Genomic DNA, 16577 nt, shown 5'->3' on the forward strand with positions numbered 1-16577 from the left:
CACGAGATAGCGAGACGCACCAGCGGCGAGCACGACCGAGGCTCCGACGAGGGTACTCCAGTCGACGTGGTGTCGTGATGGCGTCGTGACTGATCGGTGTGGTCAGACTTAATACACGGTCGTCTGTGGGTTTTTCACAGGAGCTGTCATGATCGACGACACCAACGACGACGCACGACGACTCCACGAGTTCGCTCAGGGTCTCCACGACGCCACGGCGGAGACTGTCGCCGAGCACCTCTCCGGGTACTACCACGAGGACGCGATCCTCCACGGGCCGGCCCCGCTGGGAGAGCTGCGAGGCCGGGACGCGATCGCTGCGGAGTACTGGCGGCCGCTCCTCCAGTCGTTCCCCGATCTCGAGCGAACCGACTACGTCCTCTTCGGTGGCGAGTTCGAGGGCAACGAGTGGGTGTGTGCCACCGGCAACCTGGTGGGGACGTTCGCGGAGGACTGGCTGGACATCCCCGCGACGGGCCACGCCACCTGGCTGCGCTACGGCGAGTTCCACCGGTTCGAGGACGGGCGGATCGCCGAGACGCGCGGATTCCTCGACGTGCTCGACCTCCTTCGACAGGCGGGCTGCGACTTCTTCCCCGCGCTGGCCCCACAGGTGGTCATCCCGGGTCCCGCGACGCAGGACGGCGTCCTGCCCGACGAACAGGACGACGACGCATCCGCGAGGACGCTCCAGCTGGTCGAGGACATGATCTTCGAGGGGCTGGAGTCCTTCGAAGACGAGGGCCTCGACGGGATGGGGATGGAGGAGTACTGGCACGAGGACTTCATGTGGTACGGGCCGGCCGGCATCGGGACCACGCGCGGCATCGACGGCTTTCAGGAGTTCCACCAGGGACCGTTCCTCGAGGCGTTCCCCGACCGACACGCCGGTGCGGACGACGTGCGGTTCGCGCAGGGGACGTACTGTGCGTGGTCGGGCTGGCCGAGTCTGCGAGCCACGCACACCGGCGACGGCTGGCTCGGTCTTCCGGCGACCGGGACGGAGGTGACGATGCGAGTGATGGACGTGTGGCGGCGCGAGGACGACCGACTGGTCGAAAACTGGGTGTTCATCGATATGATCGACCTGCTCCAGCAACTGGGCGTCGACGTCCTGCAGCGGGTCCGGGACGACCAGCAGTACTTCTGACTGTCGGGACCCGATCGGCGTTCCGACACCCGACACCCGACACCCGACACCCGACGCTCGCGGTTCACCGACAGGATTATGATGGACTCTGCGGAAGCATTCGACAACCGTTCTCCCACTACGCATGCCCGGAACCGATCACAAGCAGTCGATTCACGAGTTCTCCACCACCGTCCACGAAACGACCCCCGACGACGTCGAGGACCTCCTCGCGGAACACGTTCACGACGACGTCGAGTGGCACGGGCCAGCCCCGATCGACGGACTCGACGGGCGGGACGCGCTCGCAACCGAGTTCTGGGAGCCGCTGCTGTCGTCGTTCCCGGATCTCGAGAAGAACGACTACGTGCTGTTCGCCGACGAGTTCGAGGGTGACGAGTGGGTGTGTGCCACGGGGAACCTGGTGGGGACGTTCGCGGAGGACTGGCTGGACATCCCCGCGACGGGCCACGCCACCTGGCTGCGCTACGGCGAGTTCCACCGGTTCGAGGACGGCCGAATCGCCGAGACGCGAACCATCGTCGACGTGCTCGACCTCCTCCGACAGGCGGGTTACCGTCCCGTCCCGTCTCTCGCTCCCGAAGTCGTCATCCCGGGGCCGACGACGCAGGACGGCGTCCTCCTCGACGAGCAGGACGAGACGGCGTCACGAAAGACGATGGACCTCGTCGAGGGGATGCTCTTCGACGGACTGAACTCGTACGAGGAACAGGGGCTCGAGAACATGGGAATGGAGGAGTACTGGCACGAGGACTTCATGTGGTACGGACCGGCCGGTATCGGAAGCACGCGCGGCATCGATGGTTTTCAGGAGTTCCACCAGGGGCCGTTCCTCGAGGCGTTCCCCGACCGGGAGGTCGGACACCACGACGCCCGACTCGCAGAGGGTCCCTACTGTGCATCGACGGGGTGGCCAGCAGTCGTCGGCACGCATCTAGGTGACGGCTGGCTCGGCCTCCCCGCCACCGGGAACCACGTCGACATGCGCGTCATCGACGTCTGGCGGCGCGAAGGGGATCTGCTCGCGGAGAACTGGGTGTTCATCGACATGATCGACCTGCTGGACCAGATCGGCGTCGACGTCTTCGAACGTCTGCGGACGAACCCGTCGTCCATCCAGCGCAGCGGGTCGCCGTAGGGACGCTCCTCCTGCGGTCGGGATCGGTAGCTATTTCATCCGTGTTAGCAACTGTCCCACTCGAGTCCAATTCACATGACGACCGAACGAAAGCAGTTGGTCCACGACTTCTCACAGCGGATTCACGGATCCTCGGCCGCGGACGTCGGCGACCTGCTCGCCGACTACTACCACGAGGACGCCGAGTGGCACGGACCCGCACCCATCGACGAACTCCACGGCGTCGGTGCCATCGCCGATGGATACTGGGAACCACTCCTCCGGTCGTTCCCTGACCTCGAGAAGAACGACTACGTGCTGTTCGCGGGTGAGTTCGAGGGCAACGAGTGGGTGTGTGCCACGGGGAACCTGGTGGGGACGTTCGCGGAGGACTGGCTGGACATCCCCGTGACGGGCCACGCCACCTGGCTGCGCTACGGCGAGTTCCATCGGGTCGAAGACGGCCGGATCGCCGAGACGCGGCACCTCGTCGACGTGCTCGACGTCATGCGGCAGGCCGGCTACGAGTTCTTCCCGGCACTCGCCCCGGAAGTTGTCATCCCCGGCCCCACGACCCAGGACGGCGTCCTCCTCGACGAGCAGGACGAGACGGAGTCCGACCGGACGCTCCACCTGGTCGAAGCGATGATCGAGGGGCTCCACGAGTACGAAGCGGAGGGGCTCGACGGCATGGGGATGGAACGGTTCTGGCACGAGGACTTCATGTGGTACGGGCCGGCCGGTACCGGAACGACCCGTGGGATCGACGGCTTTCAGGAGTTCCACCAGGGGCCGTTCCTCGAGGCGTTCCCGGACCGAGAAGGTGGCGACCACGTCGCGCGCTTCGCCGAAGGGCAGTACTGCGCGTCGACCGGGTGGCCGTCGATCGACGCGACACACCTCGGCGACGGGTGGATGGGACTCCCGGCGACCGACGAACCCGTCACGATGCGGGTGATGGACGTCTGGCGGCGCGAGGGTGACCTGCTCGCGGAGAACTGGGTCTTCATCGACACGGTCGACCTCCTCTCACAACTCGGTGTCGACGTCTTCGACCGGCTACGAAACGATCGGCAGTACTTCTGAGACCATCACCCGGCGGACGTCCGTGGGTCGAGCGGGGGGCAGGTGGGTCGGGGTGAGGTGGTGTGTGCTGACCGGCACGCTGGCGGTATTTTTATCACAGGATGCGTGAAACGGGGAGACGTCACAGCATACCCATGAGCAGACCACGTGAATTCACGGCAGATTCCGTCACGACGAGCGACCGAGCCCCGACACGCGAGGTGGTCCACCGTGACTGAGGACTGGCGCACCGCCGACGAACTCGACGTCGAACGGATGATCGAACAGAGCACCCACGAAATCTGGGACCAGAAGCTTGTCGGCAAGATCTACGACTACTACGCCGACGACGTGGTCGTCCACGCCGCCGGTGGCGACATCGTGGGTTCGGAGGCGCTCGTCCAGGACACGCTGGCTCGTCTGCACGCCTTCCCCGAGACGGAGATGAACATCGAGAAGGTCATCTGGGAGGGCAACCCCGAAGACGGCTACTACACCTCGATGGTCCGCACCATCACCGCCGAGAACACGGGGCCGACGGAGTACGGCCCGCCGACGGGCAAGACGATGGAGGAGAACCTCGGCATCGCCAACTGCCTCATCCAGAAGGTCGACGGCGAGTGGAAGTACGTCGAGGAGTGGATCGTCTACGACAAGATCGGGTTCATCAAGGCCTGTACGCCGGACGACGCCCCGATCCACGAGTACTGAACCGGCCGATCTCACGCCCGTTACGTCTTCAGTTGAACCGGTTCCTGGCGAGTGCAGTCCCCCCGCCAGACTGAGACTCTCGACAGCTCCCTGTTCGTGAAGACGTGTCTCCGTGCCGTCCCTCGCGACGACCGTCTCCCACCTGACGGTCGTTCCCGGTCGGGTCGACTCGTAGTGGTCGCTCCCGCCCGCCCGCCGATCGTCACCGTCCCGCCCGATCGTGTCGTTGCGAGCGCCTCCCCCGGACGAAGGGATCCCGGCGCGGTCGCCCGCGTGTTTCGCTGTCTGTCGGGACCGTACCGATCTGGGGCGGCTGGCTCACCACGAACGGTACCTTTACCACGAGAGAGACGTCTGCTACGCGTACACAGCGTTCACGGGTACCGATCGGTCGACACCCCCAGTTGAGAGCCATGGTCCGCACGTACACTGTCCGTCTGGAGCTCGCAGACGACCCGTCCCAGCTCCTGCACGCGCTGGACGTCATCGCGAACCACGGTGGCAACGTGTGCTCGGTTTCGTACGACCGTGACACCGTCACCCCACGGGGAAACGTCCCGGTGGAACTCGCGATCGAGGTGGACCCCGACCGTCTCGACCCCCTCGTCACCGGGTTGGAGGAGTCGGGCGTCGACGTGGTAGACGCCGACGGAGCACAGCGTGCCACCTCGGTCACGGTACTGTTCGACGAGTCACCCACCGAGACAGCCCTCGGGACCGTCCTGCAGGCCGTCGGCGAGGAGCGTCACGTCTCGCTCTCGACGCTCTCGTGGACGGCGACCGAGGCGGCCTCGGGCCGTTCGTGCACCCGGATTCGGCTCGTCGCGGAGCCGACCGTCGACGGCGACCCGTTCCAGGTGGTCCGCCGTCTCGCGGAGGGGTGTTCGTACCGGCTCGTCGAGTAGGCGACTTCGACCGTTCGACGTGGGTCGTCCGGATGCGTCGTTCAGATCCGTGTCGTCACCGGAGACACCGACGGGGGGATACACACCGTCCCTGACGAACGCACTTCACTAACTATTTGGATACGAACCGCGACTCTGATCGTCGACGAACTGTGTCCGGAACTTCCGCGGTGGTCGAGCGGAAACGACCAGTTCCACCTACTATCCGTCGACCGTCCGGTGGATGCCAACGTCCTACCGATCGTTCGTCGACACGGTCCGTCCCCACTCGTCGATCGGCAGCGGTCGTCCGAGGTGTGCTGTCGGACCGGGAACGTCCGTGCGACCGATGGGTGTCTTCGTCATCTGATTCCGGCTCTCGGGAGCGCCTCCCGGAGTCTGAAACCACGCGCGCACAGGTAGTCGTGAACCGTCTCGCGCTGAGACGGCCGCAGGTCGTTCGAGGAGAGAACGAGTGCCTCCCTGCTCGGACCTCGGTGAATTATCCAAGCAGTTCTGATCCGCGGGCGAGCGTACGCTGCCGCACACGGCGCCGACCTCGGACGTTCGATCTCCCGAACGCAGTCAGACTGACCGTCGTCGCCGGCACCGAGCGAGTCGCCCCCGTCCGTCCACTCTCCCCGTGCTCGCCCGCTCCCCCTCTCGAGAGATTCGTCGCCACCGCCGTGACACGAATCCACGTCTCATCCTACGTCACGGCTATGTGCCCCCGCCCCGTTCGTCGTTCCATGTCCCCGACACCCCGACGTTCGCTCGTCCGACTCGGTGCGTTCGCCGTCACGGGCCTCCTCGCCGGCTGTGCCGGCGTCCCACCCCGGGCCGACGGCGGCCAGGACGACGCGAACCCACGGGTCTCTCTCAGTTCCGTCGACGACGACCCCGACCTCCCGGTCCGACCGGGCGTCGAGGTGGTCCGCGCGACGGCGACGAGCGATCACCCGCCACGGCTCCGGACGACGCTCGCGAACACGACCGACGAGCCCGTGCGTGTGGGCGAGGGCCGTGCCGTCCACTTCGAGTACGTCGCCGACGACGCGCGGGACCTGCTGTTGCTTCCGAGTGAGACGGAGCGGGAGTACCCCGCCGAACCGAGGTGCTGGCGGCTCACGGACGGCATCGCGGTCACTGAGGAGTATCGGACGTTCGCGGTCGACCCCGCCGAACCCAGTTCGCGGCTCGTCGACCTCTACGCTACTGCTGGGGGCGAGGGCTGTCTCCCCACGGGCGAGTTCCGCTTCGAGACGACGATCGCGGTGCTCTCCGACGAACTCGAACCGCGGGCGTCGGCGACGTGGGGGTTCGTCGTCGAGCTGGCGTGACGGGAGGAGTCGGGTCGAGCGCTGTCAGTCACTCAGTGTGCTGCAAGTCGGAGCGTCGCACGGGTCTCTCCGCGCTTCGATCGGATCGTGAGATCGAGCACGACCCCCACGAGGACGGTCTCGTTCGCTCGCTCCTGGACGACGACCCCGCCGTCGGCACGACAGGGGCCGAAGTCGCGTAGCTCCCCGCCTGGACAGTCGTCGTCCGCCCACGCGTCCGCCAGCGCCTCGTTCTCGCGCACCACGAACACCCGTCCGCGTGTGGCGTCGCTCCGCTGGAGGTCGGCGATCGCTTCCCGGACGGCGTCCCGGACGTCCGAGACCGTGGTGTTGCGCGCCACCCACGGTCGGGCCGTGTCGACTGCGGCCGCGTCCACGGTCGCCTGTAGCCGATGTTCCGCTATCACTACCGGCTCTTCGGCTCCGATCGCGGTGGTGGTCCGGACGTCACCGTGGTAGCCGAGCCCGTGATACGCCGTCGACATCGCCACCAGCGCGACGGCGACGACGACCGCGGCGAGGAGGACGACCTGTCCTCTGTCTCCTGCGACGGTCATCGGAACCACACCCGGATCGTCACGTCACCACCCGCCACGTGTCGTCGCGCCCGACCGATCGGACGGGTGTGTGGGAGCGGGTCGCCGATCACCCCGTGCGGCGTCTCGACCCGGTACCGGACGCTCGGCGGATAGATCGCACGGAGCTGTGCGTCGGCGTCACTCCGTTCGCGGACGAAACTCGACTGATCGCGTGCGAGTGCGGTCAGCCGCGACGCACCGTCCTCCGCGGGGGGTGTCGCGTCGAGGACTGTCAGCCCGTCGGCGGCGAGGACGCGCAGTTCTGCCGCCTCGGAACCGGGATCGGAGAGTCCGACGAGGAATGTCGTCGACGCGGCGAGGACCACGAGCAGCCCGACGACTGCCTCGACGACCGACAGGGAGACCTGACCACGTTCTGGTGAGGAGTCAGCCATCGACGGTCACCACCAGCGTCGCCGGCGCTCCGCTGACCGTGGTGTACGACACGTCGACACGCCCGCGCGGTTCCGGTGCCGGCGTCGTTCCGGACGTGTCGGTGGTGTTCGCCTCCTCACTCGGCGTGACGGACGTCTCGAACCGGAGTTCGGTCGTCCGCCGGACCGACGTCGGGACGATCGCCTCGCCCGCCAGTCCGCTGTCGTTGTGCAGGACGACCCGGCCGTTCACCCGCACCGTGTGGATGGTCGTGTTCGGTCCCGGATAGAGCCCGAGCGTGACGGCTGTGGTCCGGTCGTCGAGCGTCTCGACCTCTGCCGTCGTGAGGTTGACCGCCGCGGTTCGGCTCACCGGTGTCCCGACCACGACGCCTCGACGGACGGTGACTCCCCCGCTCGCGTCTCCACGCTGGAACAGCGTCCGTCCGTCGAGTTCAACCCTCACGGCGGCCCCTTCGAGCGCCGGCACCAGTCGATCCACTCTTTCGCCCGACAGCGTCTCCCTGGCTCTGACGACGCCACGTGGGGCGGCCGTCGGCGTGTCGGCTGCGAGTCGGGCTGCCAGCGTCGCCGCGGCGTGCCGGTCCACCGGGTCACGTGCCTCCGTCGCGTCGACCAGCACGCTCTCGGCGATGGCGATGCTCGCCCCCAGGACGCTCGTCAGGAGCACGAGTGCGACGGCGACGGCGATCAGGTTCGCCTGTCCACGTCGATCGGCTTCCTTCCCGCGTCGACGTCCACACGTCTCCGTACGAGTCGGTGCCTCGGGTCCGTCGATCACTGGAGTCTCACCTCGAATCGCCCGTCCGGCCGTCTCGTGACCGTCACGGTGGGTGACGCTCCGCTCCGGAGCGTCCCGTTCACTCCGGCGACGCGCGGCGGCACCGCCAGCGCCGTCTCACCGCCGATGGCCGCGTTCGCGTGGTCGAGCACGAGCGTCGGCGTCCCGTTCGTGGTCGTCGCCCGGACGGCGTACGTCTCGCCACGGATCGTCCTCGGAAGTGAGATGGCGACCCGCCGGTCGATCACCTCGTCCGGTGTTCTCGCGGCCTCTTCGATCTGTCCGGCCACGGCGACGAGCGCCCGTTCGCCGACCTCCGCACCGGCGGCGGTTCGGTACGTGGGGACGACGCTCCCGAACAGCGCCGCGCTCACGAGTCCGACGAAGACGACCAGCACGGCGACCTCCATCGCCTTGCCCACGACGGGGGCGCTGGCTCTGTCATCCACGGCGGATCACCATCCGGAGATCGTGAATCGCGAGGTCGACGACCCGCTCGCCGGGCACGCTCGCCACGACGCTCGGGACGCCGTCCTCGTCGAAATCACGGCGGGAGAGTTCGGCTCCCGTCGCGCCGAACGCCCGCTCCCACGCGGTCGGTGTCGCCGTCTCCACGGCGACCGCGTACTGAGCCTCCCTGAACGTCCGGTACTCGCGTGTCGGTCGTGTCCGAATCGTCACGGCCGTGGGCTCCGTGCCGCCGACTGCGGACGGTCCAGTGGCGTTCAGCGCGACCAGATCGACGAGGAGACGGTCGTCGCCGACCACGACCGGAAGTGGCCCACGGAGACGGGATCGGTCGTGTTCCCCCTCGACGAGTACGCCTCCGAGCCGCGTGATGCGCCGCCCACGGTTCTCGTAGACGAGCGCGTCGGCTTCGACGGTCACGACCGACCCCTCGCCACGGAGGAGCCTGATCGTCCGGGGCTCGACACTGAGCGTCCCGCGGCTGAACTCGACACGGGTCAGCCCGCCTCCCTCGAGTCCCGCGAGGTCGTCCGCGACCCGCTGGGTGTTCGCGGCCGCGACGCCGTCCTCAACGAACGTCCCCGCCGCCATCGTGAGCGCCCCGATGCTGAGAGCCGTCACGGCCACGAGGACGGCGACGCCGATGATGCTGGACTGGGCGCGGATCGACCGTGGCCCCGTCACACCAGACCGACCCCCCGGTAGACGAGGTAGCAGGCGACGACGAGCGCACCCGAGTGGAGGAACGCCTCGTACCGGTCGCGACTGGCGACACCTGCGAACCACCCCGAGGCGAGGACGGTCGCCTGCGTCACGACGTACACTCGGAAACGGTCTCGCTCGAGGTCGATCGCGTCGGCGACGAGGATCGTCGACGAATCCGACAGCGCCGACAGCTGGGCGAAGCCGTCGAAGACGTAGACGCTGACGGCGACCGTGATCCCGACGACGAGGATCGCCGTGGTCCACCCGACGGCGACGTACGCGAGCAGCGCCGCGCGGAGCGCGCGTTTCTCGTGGTACAGCCGACCGACCTCCGTCTGGAGCGTCTCGAACACGGTCTCTGTGTCGCTGCCGGCGTCGAGCGCCCCCGTGACGAGCCCGACGGTCTGCTCGGCGAGCGGGGTCCCGACCCGGGCGACGAAGCGGTCGAGCGCGGCCGTCCGGACGTTCTCGTCCGTCCCCGCCGCGGGACTCGTCAGGTTCAGGTTCAGCGCGAGGTCGGCCACGTCGGGATCGAGCGGTCCGAGGTCGATCTGCGTCGCGACGAGTTCCACGGCCTTCGGAAAGGGACGGCCGAGCGTGACGTGTCCCGATACCGCGTGGACGAAGTCCTTCAGTTCGCGGTCCTTGGCGTCGTCGAGCCGTGCTCGCCGTGCGGCGACGAATCCGACCGGCAGCGCGTACGCCGCGTAGCCGAGCAACGCCACGTCGACTGGACGGACCCCGAGAGCGCCGAGACCGACCACGACTGCGACGGCGGGAACGATCGCCACGACCGCCGCGCTCGCGGGGTTCAGCGTCGCGGATCGGACGACTGCGCCCGCGCCGGACGGGCGAGCGTACGTGATCCGCTGATCCGGCGGCCGGAGATCGGCGACGACGCCGCTCGCCGCGACGCCGACGACGAGGATGAAGGCGGCGCTGGCGTAGACGACGACGCCCCGGACGGTCGTCTCTCCCGCGGGGGTCGACACCGACGCGGAGAGGCCGGGTGAGATGACGCTCATCACGGTGAGCACGATGACGAGGAGCGCGGGCAGGACGAGGAGGACGATGAACAGTTCGGCCAGGAGCTGGAGGAACCCCTCCGCACGCTGGCGGGCACGGTCCTGCTGGAACCCGAGCATCCGGCTCTCCATCCGGAGATAGTTCCCGAGCGCGTCGGGGCCCTGGTTGGCGTGTTCGCGGAACTTCAGGAGGAAGGGGGCGAGGCTGTCCCGCGAGGGCGTGTCGCGGGCGACCCGTCGCAGTCCCTCGCCGACGCTCCCGGTGAGCGCGGCCGTGTTGAGCGCCTTGCGGAAGGCGACGGCCGTCTCGCCGTACGCGTCGGTGTCGGCGACGCGACGGAGCATCGTCGCGCGGTCGTCGCTGCCCGACGAGAGCACGTGCAGGTACCGGACGGCTCCGGGGAGCGTCCGTTCGATGTTCTCGCGTCTCGCGGTCGCCTGCCACCGGAGGTACTGTCGTCCGAGCGCCAGCGTCGCTCGTCTCGTGCCCGCCGCGGCGACGACACCGCTGCCAACGAGCAGGACCGGCCCGGGGACCACGACGTCCGCGATCCTGGCCGTCGGCACCTGGATCGAGAGGACCGCGAGCACGCAGAACACCCCGACGACGCCGGCACAGAACCACGAGAGTCCGTAGACGCGGGCGAGGTAGAGATCGAAGCTCGTCCGCAGATCGGTCGCCCGGTAGCGATGTCGGTCGCGGTCGTGGCGCGGCGTGTCGGCGTGCCGGGCGAACAGCGCGTAGAGCGCACGGTCGAGCACCGACAGCGTGTGAGTCTCGTCGCTCGTGCTGGACCCGCTGTACGTGGTCGCCGCCGGCTCACGGCTCACTCTCTCCCCCCGCTGGTCTGGACGGCATCGCTATCCTCCATCTCTCGATCGGCCATCCGCCCGCGTCTGACTCGCTCGACGGTCGCAGCCTCGTCGGTCCGGAGGTCGGAGATGAAGTCGAACAGGTCGTCGAAGTCGACGACGCCCTCGTCGACGAGGTACTGGACGTACCGGTGTTTTCGGTGGAATTCGGTCTCGACCGCTTCGGTCGATCTGTCGGTCGCTGCGGCAACGCGGTCGAAGAACCGGTGGCCGACGTCGCGTGGCTCACCGTCGTGTTGGGGGTGGTGGTAGTCGAACGCGAGCGTCCCGTCGGTGGTGCGCCGGGCGACCGTGTTCCAGAACATCTCTGTCCCACCTTTCTCGATGACACCGCACGCCCGCTCTGGTGGCTGGTCCGCACCGTCGTCGTCGCGGCCGTCGAGCCGCCGGAACGCCGGTTCGTCGACGAACTCCACGACCGACGAGACGTACCGTTGCCCGTCGACGTGGTGGGGGAAGACGACGAGGTCGATCTCGCGGAGGAGGTACGGCGGGAGTCCCTGTTCGATGACGCGGTTGACGAGCGTCTCGACGTCCTCGGCGTGGGTCGTCCCGATGACGCCGTGGCCCGTGTTCAGCGTCTCGGCGAACGTCTGGAACGACGCGGGCGTGTTGATCTCGGCGATGACCTCGACGTCGGGGTTGAGGTAGTTCGCCTCGGTCATCAGGTCCGCCATCGTGACGCGTTTGTGCTCGGACTCGTGGTCGCGCGTCGTGAGCGAGACGCCGGTCTCGTGCGGGAGGTGCACTTCGCGAGACCCCTCGTCGATACTGATCGGCCGGTCGTCGTACGGGATGAACGGCATGTGGGCGTTCATCAGCGTGGTCTTGCCCACGCCCGTCGGGCCGGAGAAGAGCACAACACGGTGGTGTTCGTACGCCAGCCACAGCAGCGTCACGAGTTCGGTCGACAGTGCTCCCCCATCGACGAGGTCGACCGGCGTCATCGGATCGGCCGCCTGCTTGCGGATGGAGACGTGTGGGCCGTCCTCGGAGATGACCGGCAGGGCGACCGCACACCGGACCGTCTCCTCGACGCCGGGCGGCGAGAGGTTCACCTTCGCGCTCGGCACCGACGCCGACAGTTCTGTCCCGTCGGAGGCCGCCAGTTGGGTGACGACGTTGACGAACTCCGTCTCGTCCCCGAAGGTGAGGTTCGTCGGCACCCGCCCGCCGACCCCGCGCGGGATGACCTTCACCCGCTCGCCCACGCGGTTTGCCTCGACGTCCTCCAGATGCGGGTCCCGGATCGGCACCGTCAGGATGCCCTCGCCCACGTAGTCGCGAAGGACGTAGTAGACGAGGTCGTCGAGACGGTCCTCCGCGTAGCGCGAGTCCACGGGTGGCACTCCGAAGCCGTACGCGGCGAGCGCGCCCCTGAGACGGTAGTCGAGCGCGTCGAGCCACGCCCTGGTGTTTCGAGCCGTGAGCCGACGCGAGAGGAACTGCCGGGCGCGGGCGCGGACGAACTCCTCGCGCTCGGTCACGACCTCGTCGACGTTCGCCTCCCAGATCCGCTCCTTGCACTCCTCGACGAGTTCGTCGTCGCCGGGCAGGAGGTCGGGTTCGAGGACGGCGTACTTCGTCGTGAAGCGGTCGTCGCCGAGGAGGTGCTCGCGGTAGACGACGACGTCCACCTCGAAGCCCGCGAACGCCACGGTGTACGACGTGAGGCGTTCGCCGGCGGCCCGGGCGGCGTAGTCGGTGTCGGCGGCGTACTCCGTGGTCGCCGGCGCGTAGTCGGCCGTGTGGATGACGAGCCGGTCCGTCGCCTGGTCGCCCACGTCGACCACCTCCACGCGGTCGTCGAGCGCCAGCGGCGTCAGTTCGTCGAGGAGCCGCAGGTCGCGGAGCGTGTAGTACTCGATGCACCGACGACCCGTCGGCGTCACGTCGAGCAACCGGTCGAGCACCCGCCGGTATTTCGGTTCGAGTCCCGCGTGTGCGCGGGCAGCAGTCCCCTCGCGAGTGAGTGGTCGACGTCGCTGGACTGCGCTGAAGTGGTCCCGGACCGCGTCGAGCGCGTCGGCGTCGGCCGGCGTGAGATCGGGTTCTCTCGTGCGATACTGGAACCCGAACTCCGACTCCTCGATCGTCGCGACGACGCCGGGGTAGACCTCGTACTGCGCCCGCACCGCGGGCGCGTACCACGCCTCGGGACTGCCAGGTGCCGCCGGTGCGGGGACTGCATATCGGCCCGTTCGGAGACGGTCGGTGGCTTCCGTCTCCCTTCCGTCTCCCCTCGGCGATTCCATTGAACAGGAGTGTCTCTGTTCGCTACATAAACGTTGTACTGACGGTACTATATTTGAGAACCGGTTGAGCCTGACTTGCGAACTCGGCTATCGGTTTCCGCTCCACGAACTCCAGGTCGATCCACTCGGAATTTCGGCCGAAGTGGTCGTTCTCGAGCGTGGAGCACTCGAAAATCGACCGCCTCACTCTAAACTCAACTTGACACGACCAACCGTGGGGAGCGGGTGTTTCGAGAGGAACAGGGCGAGTGCCTCGATGTCCGACCCCGAGGCCGTTCTGGGATGGCTCACGCAGTTCTCGGTCGAGTGAACAAGCTAGTGACGACGGTCTCGGTTCGATGGGGTCCGTTGGGTTCACGAAATAGATAAAATAAATTGGAAACAGTCGACCAGGATTCGGCTGGCGCTGGAGGTGACGCGCCGGCATTCATCGGGGAACCGTTCGGTGCTGACGACTCGCTCCCACGCTGCCGGTGGTCGAGCGAGAACGCGGGATAGCGTTCTCCGAACCCTCTCGAACGGCAACCGAATTCAATAACCGAGGCCGAAACGGATCTCTCGAACCCCACGATCGGACGGAGGGTTGTCCCGGACCTCTCCGGTCACGATCAACGCACAGTACGAGTGTAGGACCGTACTGCGTGGGTCCACGTCTCGCGGCTGTCTGTCGAACTCTCTGACTACTCCGACCGGACGTGCTTGCTCGGCGCGATCGCCGAGGACGGCATTCGATTCCTCTCACGCTTCGGAGGGAGGATCCCACCGATCACGTGAAACGCGTCGATCTCGCCGTGCACTAGATCCAACGAAATACATGAGTACACTCGTCGGAACACTGTGCTCTTGGCCGATATTTATCAGATTTTTATGTTTTTGGTGATCACGTTCTCCCGAGTCACCGGCGTCTCGCCCGATCGACGCCTGGGTCGAGGTGGATTACTGTTCGCCCTCAGTAGCCGATTCGTCGACCCTCCCGATCAGCTGCCGACAGCCGTGAATGCGGGTCTCGGTCACGTCCCCGTCTCGAGAAGCGAGCAGTCGTTTCATATGGGTGAACCTATAGTATGCCGGCGTCATAGCACAACCGGGACGATCAACTCATGGATCCACAAACAGCGTTCGTAGGGACGTACAGTGACGGGGCGAGCGAGGGGATCTACACGTGTGAGATCTCGGTCGGAACGGAGCCGGCGCTTCGAAGCCGAGGCGTGACCGAAGTCACGGACAACCCCTCGTTTGTCACCATCCATCCGACCCAGCAGTTCCTCTACACCGTGCACGAGATCGAGACGGGGGCAGTGACGGGGTTTGCTATCGACGAGAACGACGAACTCACGCGGCTCAACCGAGTCGAAAGCGGTGCCAGCGGTCCCTGCCACTGTCAGGTCCACCCGTCGGGGCGGTTCCTCTTCGTCGCTCATTACACCGGGGGTGCCGCCTCGGTCGTTCCGATCCGCGAGGACGGGCGGCTCGACACGCCGACGGACGTCGTCCATCACGAGGGGTCGAGCGTGCATCCGGAACGGCAGACGGCTCCGCACCCTCACGCGGTCGAATCCGGTCCCGACGGGAAGTACGTGTACGTCCCTGACCTGGGAACCGACGAGATCGTTCGATACGAGTTCGATCCGACGGCCGGACGGCTCCAGCGGGTGGGTGCAGTCTCAGCCGCAGCCGGCGCCGGGCCACGACACCTCGCCTTCCACCCGGACGCGCCGTTCGTATACGTCATCAACGAACTCGACTCGACGATGACTGCTTACACGCGAGCCCCCGAAACCGGCGAGCTCGACGAGATCACCACCGAACCGACTCTTCCGACCGACTACGGCGGCGAAAACATCACTGCCGACGTCCACGTCCATCCATCCGGTCGATGGGTGTACGGCTCCAACCGCGGCCACGACTCGATCGTCATATTCGAGGTCGACTCCCGGACCGGCGGGATCTCACCTATCGGGCACGAGCCGACGGGGGGAGAGTGGCCACGAAACTTCGCGATCGACCTCACCGGGTCCCTCTTGCTCGCCGAGAATCGGTACACTGACGACATCTTCGCGTTCGAGATCGACGACGAGTCCGGCGAACTCACGGAGACGAGCGCGACTCTCTCGATCCCCAGCCCGGCCTGTATGCAGATCCGGCGGGAGTCCCCATAGCGTCGCTGTGGCCCAACAGTACGGTGAGGTAGCAAGTGGAACGAGATGGATCGGGTGGCCACGGGCAGGATCGCCAGAACGAACCGTGTTCGAGAGCCGAACCGTTACCACGGCCGGGGCCGGTCAGGCACCGGTCTGGCTGAACCCTTCGGCGAACTGTTTAGTGAAGGCGATGTAGACTAACAGCGTGGGCAACGCCGTCAGGAAGCCGGCAGCCATGATGATGCTGAAGTCCTGAACTTTACCACTCGCGATGCCAGCGAAGGCGACAGTCACCGGTCGTGCCTCCGGGCTCGAGACGATGACGAGCGCGAACAGGAGGTCGTTCCAGACGGTCGTGAACTCCAGGATCATCACGACGACGAACACCGGTTTGGAGAGCGGCAGAATGATCCGTCGATAGATGGTTCGCATCTTCACGCCTTCGAGGCGTGCTGCCTCGATCATCTCGTCCGAGAGGTCCTTGTAGTGTGAGCGGAACAGAAGCGTCGCGAGTGGGATCCCGAACGAGATGTGGGTGATGGCAAGTTGGATGAACTCCGCCTGATGGCGGCTCGTCATGGGAAGTTCCCAGACGTTCAGCGGTCCGAGGTTCGCCAACAGGCCGACGAGGTCCACCATCTGCCAGATGATGGCTAGCGGAACGAGCACCGCCTGCAGCGGAATGAAGATGCCGATGATGAAGAGGGTGTAGATCAGGAGCTGACCTCGCCAGTCCGTAATCGTGAGCCCGAACGCGGCGAGGCTTCCGAGAACGGGCAAGATGACCATGGCCGGGATGACGAACATCGCGCTGTTTACGATCGTCGACCGAAGGAGGTCCCAGGCTTCGATCCACCCCGCCAGCGTCGTTTGGTCCGGCGGCGGCGGCGAGAACGGGAGCGTGTTCGCGAAACCCGATGCGGTCTTCAGTGACGTCATCATGGCTGCCTCCAGCGGCAGTAAGAAGAGGCCGGCCATCGTGAACAGCGTGACGTACAGCGCGATACGGCTGCGTGACAGTTCACCGGTCGCCCCGTCGCGAAGGGAGGCGAGTCGGTCGACGAGGGGAAGCGAGGTTCGCTGGCTCAT

The 16577-nt window shown here is 66.8% G+C and carries 15 protein-coding genes; 7 read left to right on the forward strand and 8 right to left on the reverse strand.

The window, feature by feature from the left end:
- Positions 1-148: 148 nt before the first annotated feature.
- The 6 genes from FZP69_RS04665 to FZP69_RS04690 all read left to right on the forward strand — a co-directional run bounded on the left by FZP69_RS04665 (position 149) and on the right by FZP69_RS04690 (position 6267).
- Positions 149-1150, forward strand: a complete 1002-nt coding sequence (locus FZP69_RS04665; protein WP_152040184.1) for an ester cyclase — start codon at positions 149-151, stop codon at positions 1148-1150.
- A gap of 124 nt (positions 1151-1274) precedes the next feature.
- Positions 1275-2288, forward strand: coding sequence for an ester cyclase (locus FZP69_RS04670; RefSeq protein WP_152040185.1), 1014 nt, complete (start codon positions 1275-1277; stop codon positions 2286-2288).
- Positions 2289-2363: 75 nt separating this feature from the next.
- Positions 2364-3353 carry an ester cyclase gene (locus FZP69_RS04675; protein ID WP_152040186.1) on the forward strand — a complete coding sequence of 330 codons (990 nt, stop codon included), beginning with the start codon at positions 2364-2366 and terminating at the stop codon, positions 3351-3353.
- Positions 3354-3563: 210 nt separating this feature from the next.
- Positions 3564-4043, forward strand: coding sequence for an ester cyclase (locus FZP69_RS04680; protein WP_152040187.1), 480 nt, complete (start codon positions 3564-3566; stop codon positions 4041-4043).
- 413 nt (positions 4044-4456) lie between these two features.
- The gene (locus FZP69_RS04685) at positions 4457-4948 is read left to right on the forward strand and encodes a hypothetical protein (RefSeq protein ID WP_152040188.1); all 492 of its coding nucleotides are present in this window, start codon (positions 4457-4459) and stop codon (positions 4946-4948) included.
- Between the two features lie 728 nt (positions 4949-5676).
- Positions 5677-6267, forward strand: a complete 591-nt coding sequence (locus tag FZP69_RS04690) for a hypothetical protein (RefSeq protein WP_152040189.1) — start codon at positions 5677-5679, stop codon at positions 6265-6267.
- 32 nt (positions 6268-6299) lie between these two features.
- Here the strand turns inward: FZP69_RS04690 and FZP69_RS04695 are convergent, their stop codons facing one another.
- Genes FZP69_RS04695 through FZP69_RS04725 form a run of 7 tightly spaced genes read right to left on the reverse strand, consistent with a single transcriptional unit; the run spans position 6300 to position 13347 of the window.
- On the reverse strand, positions 6300-6824 hold the full coding sequence (locus FZP69_RS04695; protein ID WP_152040190.1) for a DUF7261 family protein: 525 nt from the start codon (positions 6822-6824) through the stop codon (positions 6300-6302).
- Entirely contained in the window at positions 6821-7240 is a 420-nt protein-coding gene (locus FZP69_RS04700; RefSeq protein WP_152040191.1) for a DUF7262 family protein, read from the reverse strand. The genes FZP69_RS04695 and FZP69_RS04700 overlap by 4 nt, the downstream gene beginning before the upstream one ends.
- Positions 7233-8021, reverse strand: coding sequence for a DUF7263 family protein (locus FZP69_RS04705; RefSeq protein ID WP_152040192.1), 789 nt, complete (start codon positions 8019-8021; stop codon positions 7233-7235). The genes FZP69_RS04700 and FZP69_RS04705 overlap by 8 nt, the downstream gene beginning before the upstream one ends.
- Positions 8018-8470: a DUF7266 family protein gene (locus tag FZP69_RS04710; protein WP_152040193.1), complete on the reverse strand. Its 453-nt coding sequence runs from the start codon at positions 8468-8470 to the stop codon at positions 8018-8020. Before FZP69_RS04710 ends, FZP69_RS04705 begins: the two co-directional genes overlap by 4 nt.
- A complete protein-coding gene (locus tag FZP69_RS04715) occupies positions 8463-9173 on the reverse strand; it encodes a DUF7289 family protein (protein WP_152040194.1) in 711 nt (236 codons plus the stop codon). Before FZP69_RS04715 ends, FZP69_RS04710 begins: the two co-directional genes overlap by 8 nt.
- A complete protein-coding gene (locus FZP69_RS04720; protein ID WP_152040195.1) occupies positions 9170-11050 on the reverse strand; it encodes a type II secretion system F family protein in 1881 nt (626 codons plus the stop codon). The genes FZP69_RS04715 and FZP69_RS04720 overlap by 4 nt, the downstream gene beginning before the upstream one ends.
- Complete coding sequence (locus FZP69_RS04725; RefSeq protein WP_152040196.1) at positions 11047-13347, reverse strand: type II/IV secretion system ATPase subunit; 2301 nt, start codon at positions 13345-13347, stop codon at positions 11047-11049. Before FZP69_RS04725 ends, FZP69_RS04720 begins: the two co-directional genes overlap by 4 nt.
- 1100 nt (positions 13348-14447) lie before the next feature.
- On the opposite strand from FZP69_RS04725, the gene FZP69_RS04730 reads away from it, so the two are divergent.
- Entirely contained in the window at positions 14448-15506 is a 1059-nt protein-coding gene (locus tag FZP69_RS04730) for a lactonase family protein (RefSeq protein ID WP_152040197.1), read from the forward strand.
- Between the two features lie 123 nt (positions 15507-15629).
- Here the strand turns inward: FZP69_RS04730 and FZP69_RS04735 are convergent, their stop codons facing one another.
- Positions 15630-16577 carry a carbohydrate ABC transporter permease gene (locus FZP69_RS04735; RefSeq protein WP_152040198.1) on the reverse strand — a complete coding sequence of 316 codons (948 nt, stop codon included), beginning with the start codon at positions 16575-16577 and terminating at the stop codon, positions 15630-15632.

Origin of the sequence: Salinigranum salinum, from assembly GCF_009176545.1 — an archaeon.
Taxonomy (GTDB): Archaea; Halobacteriota; Halobacteria; order Halobacteriales; family Haloferacaceae; genus Salinigranum; species Salinigranum salinum.

Bases quoted from the DNA above. Each gene is read 5' to 3' on its own strand.
- FZP69_RS04665 (WP_152040184.1), top strand. From the start codon at position 149: ATGATCGACGACACCAACGACGACGCACGACGACTCCACGAGTTCGCT.
- FZP69_RS04670 (WP_152040185.1), top strand. From the start codon at position 1,275: ATGCCCGGAACCGATCACAAGCAGTCGATTCACGAGTTCTCCACCACC.
- FZP69_RS04675 (WP_152040186.1), top strand. From the start codon at position 2,364: ATGACGACCGAACGAAAGCAGTTGGTCCACGACTTCTCACAGCGGATT.
- FZP69_RS04685 (WP_152040188.1), top strand. From the start codon at position 4,457: ATGGTCCGCACGTACACTGTCCGTCTGGAGCTCGCAGACGACCCGTCC.
- FZP69_RS04690 (WP_152040189.1), top strand. From the start codon at position 5,677: ATGTCCCCGACACCCCGACGTTCGCTCGTCCGACTCGGTGCGTTCGCC.
- FZP69_RS04695 (WP_152040190.1), bottom strand. From the start codon at position 6,824: ATGACCGTCGCAGGAGACAGAGGACAGGTCGTCCTCCTCGCCGCGGTC.
- FZP69_RS04700 (WP_152040191.1), bottom strand. From the start codon at position 7,240: ATGGCTGACTCCTCACCAGAACGTGGTCAGGTCTCCCTGTCGGTCGTC.
- FZP69_RS04725 (WP_152040196.1), bottom strand. From the start codon at position 13,347: ATGGAATCGCCGAGGGGAGACGGAAGGGAGACGGAAGCCACCGACCGT.
- FZP69_RS04730 (WP_152040197.1), top strand. From the start codon at position 14,448: ATGGATCCACAAACAGCGTTCGTAGGGACGTACAGTGACGGGGCGAGC.
- FZP69_RS04735 (WP_152040198.1), bottom strand. From the start codon at position 16,577: ATGAGCCAGCGAACCTCGCTTCCCCTCGTCGACCGACTCGCCTCCCTT.